The sequence below is a fragment of the Nocardia seriolae NBRC 15557 genome (genome assembly GCF_007990715.1).
In the GTDB taxonomy this organism is placed as follows: Bacteria; Actinomycetota; Actinomycetes; order Mycobacteriales; family Mycobacteriaceae; genus Nocardia; species Nocardia seriolae.
On sequence record NZ_BJWY01000005.1, the window covers coordinates 84,835 to 100,263 of the forward strand.

The 15,429-nt window shown below is 67.9% G+C and carries 14 protein-coding genes and 1 pseudogene; 10 read left to right on the forward strand and 5 right to left on the reverse strand.

The features are described from left to right. Positions 1-48: 48 nt before the first annotated feature. The 5 genes from NS2_RS02650 (at position 49) to hisG (ending at position 5,550) form a co-directional block, all read left to right on the forward strand. On the forward strand, positions 49-873 hold the full coding sequence (locus tag NS2_RS02650) for a class I SAM-dependent methyltransferase (protein ID WP_033085390.1): 825 nt from the start codon (positions 49-51) through the stop codon (positions 871-873). A gap of 68 nt (positions 874-941) precedes the next feature. Then, positions 942-2,324, forward strand: coding sequence for an NAD(P)/FAD-dependent oxidoreductase (locus NS2_RS02655; RefSeq protein ID WP_045436065.1), 1,383 nt, complete (start codon positions 942-944; stop codon positions 2,322-2,324). A 173-nt stretch (positions 2,325-2,497) separates the two neighbouring features. Continuing rightward, positions 2,498-4,300 carry a choline/carnitine O-acyltransferase gene (locus NS2_RS02660; protein ID WP_033085389.1) on the forward strand — a complete coding sequence of 601 codons (1,803 nt, stop codon included), beginning with the start codon at positions 2,498-2,500 and terminating at the stop codon, positions 4,298-4,300. A 43-nt stretch (positions 4,301-4,343) separates the two neighbouring features. Further along, positions 4,344-4,607 carry a phosphoribosyl-ATP diphosphatase gene (locus tag NS2_RS02665; RefSeq protein ID WP_033085388.1) on the forward strand — a complete coding sequence of 88 codons (264 nt, stop codon included), beginning with the start codon at positions 4,344-4,346 and terminating at the stop codon, positions 4,605-4,607. Positions 4,608-4,698: 91 nt separating this feature from the next. Continuing rightward, positions 4,699-5,550 (forward strand): ATP phosphoribosyltransferase, encoded by an 852-nt coding sequence (hisG, locus tag NS2_RS02670; RefSeq protein WP_033085387.1) that lies wholly within the window; start codon positions 4,699-4,701, stop codon positions 5,548-5,550. Positions 5,551-5,906: 356 nt separating this feature from the next. On the opposite strand, the pseudogene NS2_RS37105 reads toward hisG, so the two are convergent. Continuing rightward, positions 5,907-6,515, reverse strand: a pseudogene (locus NS2_RS37105) (RecB family exonuclease); the annotation flags it as partial. A gap of 71 nt (positions 6,516-6,586) precedes the next feature. Between NS2_RS37105 and NS2_RS02680 the strand changes: the two are divergent. Further along, positions 6,587-7,420 carry a tRNA (adenine-N1)-methyltransferase gene (locus NS2_RS02680; RefSeq protein ID WP_033085386.1) on the forward strand — a complete coding sequence of 278 codons (834 nt, stop codon included), beginning with the start codon at positions 6,587-6,589 and terminating at the stop codon, positions 7,418-7,420. Between the two features lie 117 nt (positions 7,421-7,537). On the opposite strand, the gene NS2_RS02685 is transcribed toward NS2_RS02680, so the two are convergent. Continuing rightward, positions 7,538-7,963, reverse strand: a complete 426-nt coding sequence (locus tag NS2_RS02685) for an MTB12 C-terminal domain-containing protein (protein ID WP_033085385.1) — start codon at positions 7,961-7,963, stop codon at positions 7,538-7,540. 35 nt (positions 7,964-7,998) lie between these two features. Continuing rightward, the gene (locus tag NS2_RS02690; protein ID WP_033085384.1) at positions 7,999-8,445 is read right to left on the reverse strand and encodes a WKL family lipoprotein; all 447 of its coding nucleotides are present in this window, start codon (positions 8,443-8,445) and stop codon (positions 7,999-8,001) included. Positions 8,446-8,708: 263 nt separating this feature from the next. On the opposite strand from NS2_RS02690, the gene arc reads away from it, so the two are divergent. Continuing rightward, positions 8,709-10,469 (forward strand): proteasome ATPase, encoded by a 1,761-nt coding sequence (arc, locus tag NS2_RS02695; RefSeq protein ID WP_033085383.1) that lies wholly within the window; start codon positions 8,709-8,711, stop codon positions 10,467-10,469. Positions 10,470-10,540: 71 nt separating this feature from the next. Here the strand turns inward: arc and NS2_RS02700 are convergent, their stop codons facing one another. After that, on the reverse strand, positions 10,541-10,948 hold the full coding sequence (locus tag NS2_RS02700; protein ID WP_033085438.1) for a hypothetical protein: 408 nt from the start codon (positions 10,946-10,948) through the stop codon (positions 10,541-10,543). 202 nt (positions 10,949-11,150) lie between these two features. Between NS2_RS02700 and NS2_RS02705 the strand changes: the two genes are divergently transcribed. After that, positions 11,151-11,474: a hypothetical protein gene (locus NS2_RS02705; protein ID WP_033085382.1), complete on the forward strand. Its 324-nt coding sequence runs from the start codon at positions 11,151-11,153 to the stop codon at positions 11,472-11,474. 78 nt (positions 11,475-11,552) lie between these two features. On the opposite strand, the gene NS2_RS02710 is transcribed toward NS2_RS02705, so the two are convergent. Beyond that, a complete protein-coding gene (locus NS2_RS02710) occupies positions 11,553-13,034 on the reverse strand; it encodes an aminotransferase class I/II-fold pyridoxal phosphate-dependent enzyme (protein ID WP_231993032.1) in 1,482 nt (493 codons plus the stop codon). Between the two features lie 123 nt (positions 13,035-13,157). Here NS2_RS02710 and NS2_RS02715 point away from each other — a divergent pair, with 123 nt between their 5' ends. Further along, positions 13,158-13,994, forward strand: coding sequence for a nitrilase-related carbon-nitrogen hydrolase (locus NS2_RS02715; protein ID WP_033085381.1), 837 nt, complete (start codon positions 13,158-13,160; stop codon positions 13,992-13,994). Further along, on the forward strand, positions 13,991-15,412 hold the full coding sequence (gene hydA / locus NS2_RS02720) for a dihydropyrimidinase (protein ID WP_033085380.1): 1,422 nt from the start codon (positions 13,991-13,993) through the stop codon (positions 15,410-15,412). Before NS2_RS02715 ends, hydA begins: the two co-directional genes overlap by 4 nt. Positions 15,413-15,429: the final 17 nt, after the last annotated feature.

Below are 15,429 nucleotides of genomic sequence, written 5' to 3' on the forward strand. Positions count from 1 at the left end.
TTCACTGCCGGACAGAGATTCACTGCTCGACTGAGAGGGGACCAGCGCGTGCCGGTTTCGTTGCACAGTTCCACCGGGAAAGCGTCGTTCGACGACATCTACGAACGGCCCGATCCGCGCGAGTATTACGCGCGGATGGCCGAATTGGACTATCAGATACCGGAATTGGCTAAACCGCACATTCAGCGGTTGCTCGCCGAGTATCGGTCCGCCACCGGGATCGGCGCGCCCGCCGTGCTCGATATCGGCTGCTCCTACGGCGTGAACGCGGCCCTGCTGCGCCTGGACACCGGCATGGCCGAATTGGCCGAGCACTACCGCGGTGGCGGCGACACCGCGAAACTCATCGATCGCGACCGCGAACTACTCGGCGGCCGGGACCGATTACCCGGTGTCCGATTCATCGGAATGGACGCCTCCCGCCCTGCCCTCGACTACGCGCGTGCCGCCGGATTCCTCCAGGACACCGTGCACGCCGACCTGGAATCTGCCGACCCCACCGAGGCCCAGCGCCGCGTCCTGGCCGGGGCGGATCTGGCCGTCTCCACCGGCTGCGTCGGCTACATCTCCGAACGCACCCTGCTGCGGGTGGCCCGCGCACACGGCGGGAAACTGCCGTGGATGGCGCATTTCGTGCTGCGCATGTTCGCCTTCGAACCCATCGCCGCCCACCTCGCCGCACTGGGCTATCACACCGAACGCGCGCCCGGGGTGTACCGGCAGCGCCGCTTCGCCTCGGCCGACGAACAGGCGCGGGTGCTGAATACGCTGGCCGACAGCGGAATCGACACCGCCGACTGTGAATCGGACGGCTGGCTCTACGCGCAGCTCTACATTTCCCGCCCGAAATCGGGCACGGCCGCCGAGCACTGAGCACCACCAATATCGGAACGAATTCCCGGATCCACCTGAAACCGCCGGGCGATTGTTACGGTGAATCGGTGGCACCAGCGAAGATCGTAATCGTCGGCGGTGGTTTCGCGGGTGTCGAGTGCGCCCGCTATCTGGAGCGCCGCCTGAAGCCTGACGAGGCGTTCATCCAATTGGTCACCCCCGACGCCGGGCTGCTGTATCTGCCGCTGCTGCCGCAGGTCGCCTCGGGCACGCTCAATCCGCGCTCGGTGTCGGTCTCGCTGCGGCGGATACTGCGCCGCACCGAGATCCTGCCCGGCCTGGCCGTCGGCGTCGACCCGAAGACCAGGCACGTCATCGTGCGACGGCACTCCGGTGAGGAATACGCCTTCGAGTTCGACCACCTGGTCCTGGTGCCTGGCAGCATCACCCGCATCCAGGACGTCCCCGGCCTGCGCGAGCACGGATTCGGCATGAAGACCCTGTCCGAGGCCATGTACCTGCGCGACCACGTGCTGCGCCAGCTCGACGTGGCCGCGGTGGGCGGCGAGGAGGACGTCGACCGGGAACGCCTGAACTTCGTCACCATCGGCGCGGGCTACGCGGGCACCGAGACCACCGCGGTGCTCAACAAGGTCTGCCGCGCGGCCGCCCGCCGCTACTTCCCGCCGACCGAATCGGGCATGGTGCGCTGGCATCTGGTCACCCACGGCGACCGGATCATGCCCGAACTCGGGGAACGCCTGGGCGCGGACGCGAAGAAGATCCTGGCCGCCAGCGGCATCGAGCTCATCTCGGGCGCGTCGGCGCAGGAGGTCAGCGCGCACGGTGTCACCCTCACCAACGGACGGTGCATCCCCTCACGCACGGTGCTGTGGACGGCCGGTGTCGCGCCCAGCCCGCTGGCCGGGCATCTGGGCGCGGAGACCGATCGCGGGCGGATCGTCGTCCAGGCCGATCTCAGCGTGCCGGGATTGCGCGGGGTCTGGGCGCTCGGCGACACGGCCGCGGTCCCGGATCGGGCCGCCGGGGTGGGCAAGGTGTGCCCGCCCACCGCGCAGCACGCCATGCGCCAGGGCAAGCACATGGCCAGGAATCTGCTCGCCGCCCTGCGCGGCGGCCGGGTCGAGCCGTATCGGCACCCGGACCTCGGACTGGTGGTGGATCTGGGCGGCAAGGACGCCCTGGCCCGCCCGCTGAAGATCGGATTGCGCGGTGTCCCCGCCCAATTCGTGGCACGCGGCTATCACCTGGGTGCGCTGCGCACCTTCGTCGCGCGGGCGCGCGTCGCCTTCGACTGGACCCTGCACGGCATCAGCGGCGACGATTTCCTGCGCATCGGGTACGGCGACTACGACACCCACACCATCGGCGGCTTCGAGCAGACCGGAGCCTATCTGTCCGGCGACGAGGTGACGCTGCGGCTGAAGACACTGTGCCAACCCGGGTCCAAGGGCGAGTGGCTCGCATGAAAACTGTTGTAGCGCAGTAAAGCACCTCGCTTCCCGGCGATCCGGGATTCGCCCGAATTCCTGGCGCGCCGACCGGTTCGGTGGCAAGAATGGGGGCGGGAACCGCACGGGGGGCGGTTATCCGTGTGCAAAATGCCAGGCTGCCCCTGACCCATCGACACCGAGGACACCCCTTGAGCGACAGCACCTTCGCATACGACGAGCAGCTGCCCCGCGTCCCGCTGCCCACGCTGGAGGAGAGCTGCACCCGATTCCTGCACTGGTGCGCACCGCTGCTGACCTCCGACCAGTACGCCGCCACCGCGGCCACCGTCGAGGACCTGCTGCGCCCCGACAGCCCCGCCCGCACCCTGCACGCCGACCTGGAACGGTTCGACGCGACTCCGGGCGTGGGCAGCTGGCTCGACGAATTCTGGCCGTCCCGCTACCTGGGCCGACGCGACCGAATCGCGTTGAACGCCAACTTCTTCTTCCTCTTCCGCGACGACACCGTGCTGGCGGCCTCGACCACCGCCGACCAGAGCGAGCGGGCCGCCGCCCTGATCACCGCGGCCGTCAACTACAAGCTGCGTCTGGACAAAGGGGAGATTCCGCCCGCCACCCAGCGCGGGCAGCGACTCAATATGGCGCAGAACAAGTTCCTGTTCTCCGAGACCCGCATTCCCGGCGCGCTCCAGGACACCGTGCGGGTGCCCTACAGCCCGGAATGGCCGGGGCACTCGAATGCCCGGCACATCGTGGTCTTCTACCGCGGCAACATGTTCCGGATGGATGTCATCGGGCCCAATGGCATCCCCTACACCCCCGAGGATCTCGTGGGCGGGCTGCACGCCGTCATGAAGGCCGGAGCGCGGCGCGCCTCCACCAATGCCTCGCCCGGACACCTGACTTCGCTCGCGCGCGCGGATTGGGCCCCGATCTACGCCGGACTGCGGCCCGCCAATGCCGCCGCCTTCGACACCATCGAGACGGCGCTGTTCTGTATCTGCCTGGAGGACTTCGCCCCTCGCGACACCCTGCACGCCTGCGACCAACTGCTGCACGGCGACAGCGGCAACCGCTGGTTCGACAAGGCGGTGTCGTTCATCGTCTTCGCCGACGGCGCGGCGGGCATCAATGTAGAGCACTGCGGGCTCGACGGCACCACCATCCTGTCCTTCGTCGACACCCTCCTCGAAGCACCGGTCGCCGCGCACGCCGAACAGTCCGGCGCGCAGCCGCAGGGACTGCCCGCCACCGAGCCTGTCGAGTTCACCCTGGGACCCGAATCCCGATCCGAGATCGCCTCCGCCGCGGCCTCTTTCGCGCAGTACGCCGCCGACAACGCCACCACCACGGTGTCGTTCGACTTCGGCACCAAGCGCGCCAAGAGCCTGGGCATCTCCCCGGACGCCTTCGCCCAGCTGAGCTACCAGCTCGCGCACCGGCGCAGCAAGGGACTCAACGGCGCGACCTACGAATCCATCGCCACCCGCGGCTTCCGCAACGGGCGCACCGAGGCCATGCGCGTCATCACCCAGGAGATGCTGGATTTCGTTGCCGCCATGGAGGATCCGGAAATCGACCGGGACCGCAAGCTGGTGGCCGCCCGCACCGCCGCCGAGGCACATGTGCGCCGCGCCCAGGAATGCCAGCGCGGCGAGGCCCCCGAACAGCACCTGTGGGAGCTGCAGTGGATCCAGCGCCGGCGCGGCGAGGCGCTGGGCGCGACCGCGCCGATGGCCTTCTACGACAGCCCCGGCTGGACCATCAGTCGTGACGACTACCTGTCCACCAGCTCCGCGCCCTCGGTGAACATCCAGTTCTTCGGTTTCGGCTCCACCAGCCCCAAGTGCATCGGCATCGCCTATGTGCTGCTGCCCGACCGCTGGAACCTCTACCTGGCCACACCCAAGCACGTCGCGCAGCAGATGTACGACTTCGCCGAACAGCTGCGCGGGGCGGTGGCCGAACTCGCCGAACTGCTCACCGTATAACCGATTGCGGGGAGTGTGCGCCCGTCTGAAAGAATCACTCCCCGTGAAATCTTTCGAAGCCCTGTTCGCCGAGCTGCAGGATCGTGCCGCCAACCGCCCCGAGGGGTCGGGCACCGTCGCCGCCCTGGACGCCGGCGTGCATGCGCAGGGCAAGAAGGTGCTCGAGGAAGCCGGCGAGGTCTGGATCGCGGCCGAGTACCAGAGCGATGAGGAACTCTCCGAGGAGATCTCGCAGCTGCTCTACTGGGTGCAGGTGCTGATGGTGGGCCGCGGGCTGCGGCTCGAGGACGTGTACCGACATCTGTGATGTGCCCGGCGCGCCCCACGAACGTGCGGCGCGCCGTCCGCCCGTCCCCCTGTCGTCCACGTCTTCCCCTTCCGTTCCGAAAGGACCTCCCATGCTTCGCGTCGCCGTCCCCAACAAGGGCGCCCTGTCCGAATCCGCCGTCGCCATCCTGTCCGAGGCGGGCTACCGCAAGCGCACCGATTCCCGTGAGCTGAGCGTGCTGGACCCGGCCAACCAGGTCGAGTTCTACTTCCTGCGGCCCAAGGACATCGCCATCTACGTCGGCTCCGGCGAGCTCGACCTGGGCATCACCGGCCGCGACCTGGCGCTGGATTCCGGTGCGCCCGTGCAGGAACGGCTCGCGCTCGGCTTCGGCCGCTCCAGCTTCCGCTACGCCGCCCCGGCCGGGCGCGAATGGAAGGTCGAGGACCTCTACGACAAGCGCATCGCCACCTCCTACCCGAATCTGGTGCTGCAGGACCTGAAGGCGCGCGGCATCGAGGCCGAGGTGATCCGCCTCGACGGCGCGGTCGAGATCTCCATCCAGCTCGGCGTCGCCGACGCCATCGCCGACGTGGTCGGCTCCGGGCGCACCCTGCGCCAGCACAACCTGGTCGCCTTCGGCGAGTCGCTGTGCTCCTCGGAGGGCGTGCTGATCGAGGCCAAGGGCGCCGACCAGCGCGACAAGGCCCGCAACCAGCTGGTCGCCCGCATCCAGGGCGTGGTCTTCGCCCAGCAGTACCTGATGCTGGACTACGACTGCCCCAAGGCGCTCCTCGAAGAGGCCGTCAAGATCACCCCCGGTCTGGAGTCGCCGACCATCGCCCCGCTCACCGATCCCGAATGGGTCGCCGTGCGCGCGCTGGTGCCGCGCAAGAACGGCAACGAGCTCATGGACCAGCTCGCCGACCTCGGTGCCAAGGCCATCCTGGCCACCGACATCCGCTCCTGCCGCGCGTTCTGATCGAATCGCGCCCGCCCGGCCTGGGCGGGCGCATCCGGTCTCAGGGTGCGACGGGCTCGGATTCGTCCGGCCCGGACGGGAAAGGCGGTGGCGTGCCGCCGAATTCGGGGCATAGTCGCTTGAAATCGCAGTACTGGCACATCCAGCCCGGACTGGGCGGGAACTCGCCCGTCTCGGCGGCGGTGACGATGGCCGCCCACAGCGCCGACAGGATCCGCTCGAAGCGCAGCCGACAGGATCCGCTCGAAGCGCAACAGCTCCTCGGGATCGGGCTTGTAGGTCAGGGTCACCCCGTCGGCCAGATACATGAGCTTCAACTCGGCCGGTGCGACACCCTGGGTGCGCAGCAGGACCAGGGCGTAGAACTTCAGCTGGAACAGCGCCTTGGTCTCGTACGCCAGGCCCGGGGCGCGGCCGGTCTTGTAGTCGATGACGTGCAGTTCGCCCTCGGCCGAGCGGTCGAGGCGGTCCACGATCCCGCGCAGGGGCGTCCCGTCGGGCAGCTCGGCCTCGATGAAGGTCTCGCACGACTCCGGTTCGAAACCGCTCGGATCCTCGAGCCGGAAGTAGACGCCCACCAGCTTGCGGACCTCGGCGAGGAAGTCGTCGAGGTCCGTGTCCGGGATCAACCCCTCGACCTCGGGCCGGGACTCGCGCACCCCGGCCCACGCGGGGGCGATGAGCGCGGTGGCGGCTTCGACATCCCGCTCGGTGGCGGGCAGGCCGAACAGGGCCTCGAGCACCGCGTGCACCACGGTGCCGCGCACGGCGGCCTTCGAGGGCGGCTCGGGTATCTGATCGATGACCCGCAACCGATACTTCAACGGACACTGCTTGAAATCGATTGCCCGCGAAGGGGACAGCGCGGGCCCGCGCGGGCCGAACCGCTCTGTCTCAGGGGTAGCGATCACGTCAACCGACATACCTGGCAGGCTAAACGCAGGCACCGACAAGGTGCGTGCCATTCACGGCAGCAATAACAGCAGCAATAGATCAGCGACGCACGACATCGCGACGACACGCAGAACGGAGATTCATGACTGCCAGACGGACCGGCCCTTTCCAGATCGGTGACCGGGTACAGCTGACCGACGCCAAGGGGCGCAAGTTCACGGTGATCCTGGAGGCGGGCAAGGAGTTCCACACCCACGCCGGCCACATCAACCACGACGACCTCATCGGCGCCGACGAGGGCTGCGTGGTGAACTCCGCCAAGGGCACGCCCTACCTGGCCCTGCGGCCCCTGCTCACCGACTACGTGCTGTCCATGCCGCGCGGCGCGGCGGTGATCTACCCCAAGGACTCGGCCCAGATCGTCCACGAAGGCGACATGTTCCCCGGCGCCAAGGTCCTGGAAGCAGGCGCGGGTTCGGGCGCGCTGACCTGCTCGCTGCTGCGCGCGGTCGGCCCCGAGGGCAAGGTCATCTCCTGGGAGATCCGCGAGGACCACGCCGAGCACGCCGTCAAGAATGTCGAGCGCTTCTTCGGCGAACGTCCGGCCAACTGGGAACTCACCCTCGGTGACGTGGCGGAATACTCCGGCGAGCAGGTCGACCGCGTGGTCCTGGACATGCTCAAGCCCTGGGACGCCCTCGAGGCTGTCGCCAAGGCGATCATCCCCGGCGGCGTCTTCCTCGCCTACGTGGCCACCACCACCCAGCTCTCCGAAGTGGTCGAAGCCCTGCGCCGCCAGGGCTGCTGGACCGAGCCCACCGCCTGGGAATCCATGGTCCGCCCCTGGCACGTGGTCGGCCTGGCCGTGCGCCCCGAACACCGCATGCAGGGCCACACCGCCTTCCTGGTCAAGGCCCGCCGCCTCGCCGACGGCGTCACCGCCCCCAAGCCGCAGCGCCGCCCCTCCAAGGGCTGACGCCCGCCGAAAACCCCTGGCGAAAGATATATTTCGCCGATCAACGAGTCCGCCCCCGTCACCTCGTGACGGGGGCGGACTCATGTATTCAGGTCGGCGTGAAGCGTTTCCGCCCGATCAGCAGGGCGCCTTGCCCATCGCCAGGATGGTGCACGCGGTGCCCTCCGAGAGCTGCCAGCCCGCGTCGGTGTGCTGCCAGCTCATGGGCACGCCCGGCATGGTGCCGTGCGGGGAGGAGATGGCGACCGAGGCATCGGCCTTGTCGCCGTTGGCCGCCACGCCCGAGACCGTCCAGCCGATGGTGCCGTAATTGGCCAGGCCGTGGTTCATCTTGTCGATATTGGCCGTGCGCGCGCCGCCGTTGACCATGAGGTTCGCCTTGTCGGCGGCCGGAACCGACGGGTCGGTGAAGCGGGTCAGGGTGGACTGCAACTCCTCGGCGGAGGGTGCGGCGGTGTCGGCGGCGGCCAGGCCCGCACCCGAGGTGAGCGCGGCGACGGCCGCGGCGACGGCCAGAGACAGACGGATGGAGCGAGCGAGCATGAACGGTCGAGCCTTTCGTGAATCGAGAGAATTTCCTACTGGCAGGCGGCGCGGGCCATGCCGAGGATGGTGCAGGCACCAGCGTCGGAGAGCTTCCACGCGCGATCGCTGTACTGGAATGTCATCGGGACGTCCGGCATGGTGCCGTGCGGCGAGGTCACCGACACCTTGGCATCGGCCTTGGTCCCGTCCTGCTTGATTTCACCGACGGTGAACCCGACCTGGTAGTGCGCCAGACCCTGGTTCATGGTGTCGATGTTTCCGAGACGCTTGTCGCCGTCGACGACTAGTTTGGCCTTGTCGGCAGCCGGTTCGGCCGGGTCGGCGAAGGCCGTGAGGACGCTCTGCAGGGATTCCGCGGTCGGCGCGGGCGCGGCGGCGACCGTCGACGTGGCCGAATTCGAGGACGTAGAACCCTTGTCGTCGGAGCTGCATCCGGTCAGAGTTGCCGTAACGGCCGCGAGGGCCGCGACGGTAGCCACGGAAACACGGAGGGTGCGCCCGGAAACACGAAGCGTCCGCGTGACGTTGCGCATACCAGGAGTACGACTGGTGGGAAGGAGCATCAACGGCACCTTTCGGCTCGGCCGGCAATTAACTCGCCGGAAACAGGTTAGGGCAGGCTAACATGCCTGCCGGGCAGGTCGGCCGCAGCCTAGATGTGATCACGACGAAACCATGTCGGAAAGCGGGAACGGTTAGAGCCCGGTAGCGTTGATAGACCGGGACTGGGAGGAGCAGCATCATGAGCCCCATCGAACATTCGGACTCGGCGGCCTGGAGGGAACTCGAGGCAGTACGCGCCGAGGCCGCTGCACTCCGGAGGCAACTCGCCGACACGCCGGATCGCACACGGGAATTGGAAGCGCGCGTCGATTCGCTCACGATTCGCAACACCAAACTGATGGACACCTTGAAGGAAGCGCGCCAGCAACTGGTCGCTCTCCGTGAGGAAGTGGACCGCCTCGGCCAGCCACCCTCGGGCTACGGCGTCCTCATCGGCGTGTACGACGATCAGACGGTCGATGTGTTGACTTCCGGACGCAAGATGCGGCTGACGTGTTCGCCGAACATCGACACCACCACCCTCCACTACGGGCAGACCGTGCGTCTCAACGAGGCGCTGACCGTGGTCGAGGCGGGCGGTTTCGACTCCATCGGTGAGATCGGCACGCTGCGTGAGATTCTCGACGACGGGCGCCGTGCGCTGGTGGTCGGGCACGCCGACGAGGAGCGGGTGGTCTGGTTGTCCGGGCCGCTGTCCGCGCTGGTCGACGTGGACGATCTGGAGGATCCGGATCGGCCGATTCGCAAACTGCGGCCGGGCGATTCGCTGCTGGTCGACACCAAGGCCGGGTTCGCCTTCGAGCGGATTCCCAAGGCCGAGGTCGAGGACCTGGTCCTCGAGGAGGTGCCGGACGTGGATTACCACGACATCGGTGGCCTCTCGCGCCAGATCGAGCAGATCCGTGACGCCGTCGAATTGCCGTTCCTGCACAAGGAGCTGTTCCGCGAGTACGCGCTGCGCCCGCCCAAGGGTGTGCTGCTCTACGGTCCGCCCGGTTGCGGTAAGACGTTGATCGCCAAGGCCGTTGCCAACTCCCTCGCCAAGAAGATCGCCGAGGCGCGCGGTGAGGATGCCAAGGAAGCCAAGTCGTTCTTCCTCAACATCAAGGGTCCCGAGCTGCTCAACAAGTTCGTGGGTGAGACCGAGCGCCACATTCGGATCATCTTCCAGCGGGCTCGCGAGAAGGCGTCCGAGGGCACCCCGGTGATCGTGTTCTTCGACGAGATGGACTCGATCTTCCGCACCCGCGGTTCGGGTGTCTCCTCCGATGTGGAGACCACCGTTGTGCCGCAGCTGCTCTCGGAGATCGACGGTGTCGAGGGCCTGGAGAACGTGATCGTGATCGGCGCCTCCAACCGCGAGGACATGATCGACCCCGCGATCCTGCGGCCCGGCCGCCTGGACGTGAAGATCAAGATCGAGCGGCCCGACGCCGAAGCGGCACAGGACATCTTCTCCAAGTACCTGACCGACACCCTGCCGCTGCGCTCCGAGGACCTCGAGGAGTTCGACGGCGATCGCAGCAAGTGCGTGCAGGCCACCATCGAACGCGTGGTGGACCGCATGTACGCCGAGAGCGAGGACAACCGCTTCCTGGAGGTCACCTACGCCAACGGTGACAAGGAAGTCCTGTACTTCAAGGACTTCAACTCCGGCGCCATGATCCAGAACATCGTGGACCGGGCCAAGAAGTACGCCATCAAGTCCGTCCTCGAGACCGGCAACCCGGGCCTGAGCATCCAGCATCTCTACGATTCGATCGTGGACGAGTTCTCCGAGAACGAGGACCTGCCCAACACCACGAATCCCGATGACTGGGCTCGCATCTCGGGCAAGAAGGGCGAGCGCATCGTCTACATCCGCACCCTGGTGACGGGCAAGAACGCCAGCGCCAGCCGCGCCATCGACACCGAGTCGAACACCGGCCAGTACCTGTAAGCCGACGGTGCTGTTCTGAAAGAAGCCGAAGAGCCCGCCTCCCTCGAGAGGCGGGCTCTCTCGTATTCGGATCAGCTTCCGGGGACGAACCCCGGGTAGACCCAGTGCTTCACGCCGCCGCCGGGGGCGACGTAGCCGGTGAAGTTGGGGAAGTTCATCGGGAGGGCCTTGAGCTGGTGGGGGTTGCCGTCGGCGTCGGCCTGGAAGCAGCTGGTGGTGACGCCGTGGAAGCCGGTGCAGACGATGCGGGTGCTGTTCCCGAAGGGGGAGGTCAGGCGGGAGCGGTCCACGAGGGGGTTCCAGTAGTCGAGATCCGACGGGGTGAGGAAGTCGTGCGCCTCGAAAACGTAGATCGGGCTGTTGGGTTGCTGGACGGGCCATTCGTCGGCGGCCGCGGTGCCCGTGGTGACCGCGAGGGCCGCGGTGGCGATGGCGGCGGCGGTGGCCACTCGGGTGACGCTTCGGGTGATGGTGCGCATGTACCCCTCCTTGGAACGTCGTTCGATGTCGATCATCGGTGGGGGCATCGGCGGGCTCGGCGCGACTGTAACGGACCGTGCGGTTGCAGTGATGGGCATCACACAAGGAATGGCTGCCGCCCGGCGGTCATCGGAGTCGGAAATCTGCGTGGGACCTGCACGGGTCGGGGCGAATCGAGCCCCACGCCCAGTGGAGGTTGTCATGAACGCGATGAAGCGCACGATGGTCGGGATTGCCGCGGCGACATTGGTCGCCTCCGGGGGCCTGATGGGGGCGCAGACGGCACAGGCCCAGCCGCCGGGATACTGCTCGGTGACCCCGGTCTGGGGCACCAGCGCATACTCCCAGTGCGGCCTCGGGGTCTGGCATCAGGTCCACATCACCTGCTGGTCGTGGTGGAACTGGTGGTCCAGCTACGACCGCTGGGGCAATGTGGCCTGGGGCCCAACCCATTCCCAGGCCAACTGCGATCTCCCGTTCACCCTGCAGACCTGGACCGTGGTCACCTGGGGCTGGCAGTGGTGAGTGGCCGATAGCGGATGTGCACGACAAATACCATGGCGGCCCCTCAGCGCCTCGCCCCCGCGCTGGGTGGGAGCGGCGTCAGCCACGCCGGATGCGGCGGTAGGTGGGTGCGGCCGTCGCGGCGGTGGCGAGATGGCGTGCCACGTCCGGGATTTCGGCGTCGGGCAGGGCGGCGACGGTGAGGCGGAGGTGGTCGGTGCGGGGGTGGTCGGTGACTTCGAAGGGGGTGCCCGGGGCGGCTTTGATGCCGGCGGCGGCCAGGGAGATCATGGCGGCGCTTTCGTCGGCCACCGGGAACCAGAGGTTGATGCCGTCGCCGAGGGGGAGGTGGATGTTGTGGTGGGAGAGGGATTTTCGGAGGGCTTCGGAGCGGGTGCGGTAGGTGGTGCGGGCGGTGGTGACGGTGGCGTGGGCGGTGTCGTCGGTGAGCATGTGGAGCAGGACGCGTTGGAGGAGGTGGCTGGACCAGCCGGGGCCCAGCATGCGGCGTTCGATGACGGGGTCGAGGAGGTTCGCGGGGCCGCCGACGGCGGCCAGGCGGAGGTCGGCGCCGTGGGATTTGGAGTAGGAGCGGATGTGGACGGTGCGGGTGGGGAGGCGGGTGGCCAGGGAACGGAGGGGGGTGTGGGTGATGCCGGAGCTGTGGTCGTCCTCGACGATGATCGGGGTGCCGCCCGCGATCACGGCCGCGTCGGCCAGGAAGTCGGCCAGTTCGCGGACGCGGCGCGCGGAAAGTGAGGCGCCGGTGGGGTTCTGGGCGCGGGGTTGCAGCAGCACCAGGACCGGGTGACGGGTGGACAGGCAGGTGGCCAGGCTGTCGGGGCGCATGCCGGATTCGTCGAGGTCGACGGGTATCGGGCGGGCGCCGAGTTGGGCCAGCATGTCCAGGAACGGCGGGAAGCAGGGATTCTCGACCGCCACCGGGTCGCCGAGACGGATGTGGGCGGTCAGCAGCCGGTCGATGGCGTCGAGTGCGCCGTCGAGCACGGTGAAGCGTTCGGCGCGGGCGGGCCAGTCGGCGCGGACGGCGGCCTCGAGTTCCGGGAGGACGGCGTCGCCGAGGTAGGTGGCCGAGAGATCGTCGATGCGGCCGTCGTCGCCCAGGGCGCGCAGGGCGGCGGTCAGGTCGGGGAGCAGGGCCGGGTCGGGCGTGCCGCGCGACAGGTCGATGCGGAAGGTGCTGTCGGTCTGGGGATGCAGGCGCTGATAGCGGCCGACGGCCGGGCTGTGCGGCGGGTGCGGGGTCTGCTCGACGAAGGTGCCCGCGCGGCCGCGCGCGATGATGGCGCCCGCGGCGGCCAGGGCCCGCCAGGCCTGGTTGACGGTGGCGGGGGAGACCTTCAATTCGCGGGCGACCTCGCGCACGGTGGGCAGCCGGGTGCCGGGGGCCAGCGCGCCGGAGCGGATCCGGTGGCTGACCGCGGCGGCGATACCGGCGGCGGTGCGGTCGTGGGCGTCGGCCACCAGCGCGGCGGCGGTGTCTGTCGCGCCGGGGTCGGAGGTTGCGCCCGCGGTGTCATCGTTCCCGGGCGCGTGCGATGGTCCGAGTTCGGTTGTCACAGTGCGATTCTGCGTGCCAGGTCGGAGGGCTCCGAGGGGGGAGCCGGAGGATTTACGGTCACGAAACTGTTTCCATCAACTTGTAACACAAGCGGATTCGATTCAGGTGCAGTATCACAAGGCATGGCGATTGTTCGAGCGGCGCTGGTGCAGACGAACTGGACCGGCGATAAAGAGTCCATGATCAAGGCGCATGAGGACTATGCGCGGCAGGCGGCTGCGGCCGGGGCCAAGGTGATCTGTTTTCAGGAGCTGTTCTACGGGCCGTATTTCTGCCAGTTGCAGGACACGAAGTTCTATGACTACGCGGAGTCGGTGCCGGGGCCCACCACCGAGCGGTTCGCGGCGCTGGCGCGCGAGTTGGGCATGGTGATGGTGCTGCCGGTGTACGAGCAGGAGCAGCCCGGTCTGCTGTACAACACCGCGGCGGTGATCGATGCCGATGGGACGTACCTGGGGAAGTACCGCAAGCATCACATTCCGCACGTCAACGGGTTCTGGGAGAAGTTCTACTTCCGGCCGGGCAACCTCGGGTGGCCGGTGTTCGACACCGCGGTCGGCAAGGTCGGGGTCTACATCTGCTACGACCGGCATTTCCCGGAGGGCTGGCGCGCGCTGGGGCTGGCGGGGGCCGAGATCGTGTTCAATCCCTCGGCCACCTCGCGGGGGCTGTCGAGCTATCTGTGGAAGCTGGAGCAGCCCGCCTCGGCGGTGGCCAACGAGTACTACATCGGGGCCATCAACCGGGTGGGGATCGAGGAGTACGGGGACGACGATTTCTACGGGACCAGCTACTTCGTGGACCCGGAGGGCAAGTTCGTGGGTGAGGTCGCCTCCGACACCGCGCCCGAGCTGGTGGTGCGGGATCTGGACATGGACCTGATCAAGGTGGTGCGCGACCGGTGGGCCTTCTACCGGGACCGGCGGCCGGATGCCTACGGGAAGCTGGTCGAGCCGTGAGCACTGCGTTCATTCACGGCGGAATCGTGGTGTCCGCCAATGGATCTCAGCCACTCGACGTCCTGATCGACGGCGAAACCATTGCGGCCGTGGTGCAACCGGGATCCACCGCGCTCGGCAGTGACCTCGCCGCCACCGCCGACACGGTCATCGACGCCACCGGCAAGTACGTGATCCCGGGCGGCGTCGACGGCCACACCCACATGCAGCTGCCCTTCGGCGGCACCGAGGCCAGCGACACCTTCGAGACCGGCACCCGCGCGGCCGCCTGGGGCGGCACCACCACCATCGTGGACTTCGCGGTGCAGAAGCCGGGGGAGCGGGTGCAGGACAGCCTCGCCCTGTGGCACGAGAAGGCCGCCGGGAAGTGCGCGATCGACTCCGGCTTCCATCAGATCGTCGGATCGGTGGACGCCGAATCCCTCAAGGGCATGAGCGAATTGGTGTCCGAGGGCGTCACCAGCTTCAAACTGTTCATGGCCTACCCGGGCGTCTTCTACTCCGACGACGGCCAGATCCTGCGCGCCATGCAGACCGCGGGCGATCTCGGGGCGGTGCTGATGATGCACGCCGAGAACGGAATCGCCATCGATGTGCTTGTGGAGCAGGCGATTTCACGCGGTGAGACCGCGCCCTACTACCACGGCGTCACGCGGCCGTGGCAGATGGAGGAAGAGGCCACCCACCGCGCGATCATGCTCGCGCAGCTGACCGGTGCCCCGCTCTACATCGTGCACGTCTCGGCCAAGCAGGCCCTCGAGCAGATCGCGCAGGCACGAGGCAAGGGACAGAACGTCTTCGGCGAGACCTGCCCGCAGTACCTCTACCTGTCGCTCGAGGAGAACCTGGGCGCACCGGGTTTCGAGGGCGCGAAATGGGTGTGCTCGACGCCGCTGCGGGCCCGCGCCGAAGGGCATCAGGACGAGCTGTGGCGCTACATCCGCACCGGCGACGTCACCAGTGTGGCCACCGACCACTGCCCGTTCTGCATGAAGGACCAGAAGGAACTCGGGCTCGGCGATTTCAGCAAGATCCCCAACGGTATCGGCGGGGTCGAGCATCGCATGGACCTGATGTTCCAGGGCGTCGAGGACGGCCGCATCTCCCTCGAGAAATGGGTGGAGGTGTGCTGCACCGCACCGGCGCGCATGTTCGGGATGTACCCGCGCAAGGGCATCATCAGCCCGGGCGCGGACGCCGACGTGGTCATCTACGACCCCAACGGCCACACCAGCATCGGGCTGGGCAAGACCCATCACATGAACATGGATCACTCGGCCTACGAGGGCTTCGAGATCGCCGGCCACGTCGACACCGTGCTCTCACGCGGGCGGGTCATCGTCGACGCCGGGCAGTACCTGGGCAGCGCCGGCCACGGCCGGTTCCTCAAACGCGGGCTGTCCCAGAACCTCATCTGACACATCCGGACAACGAG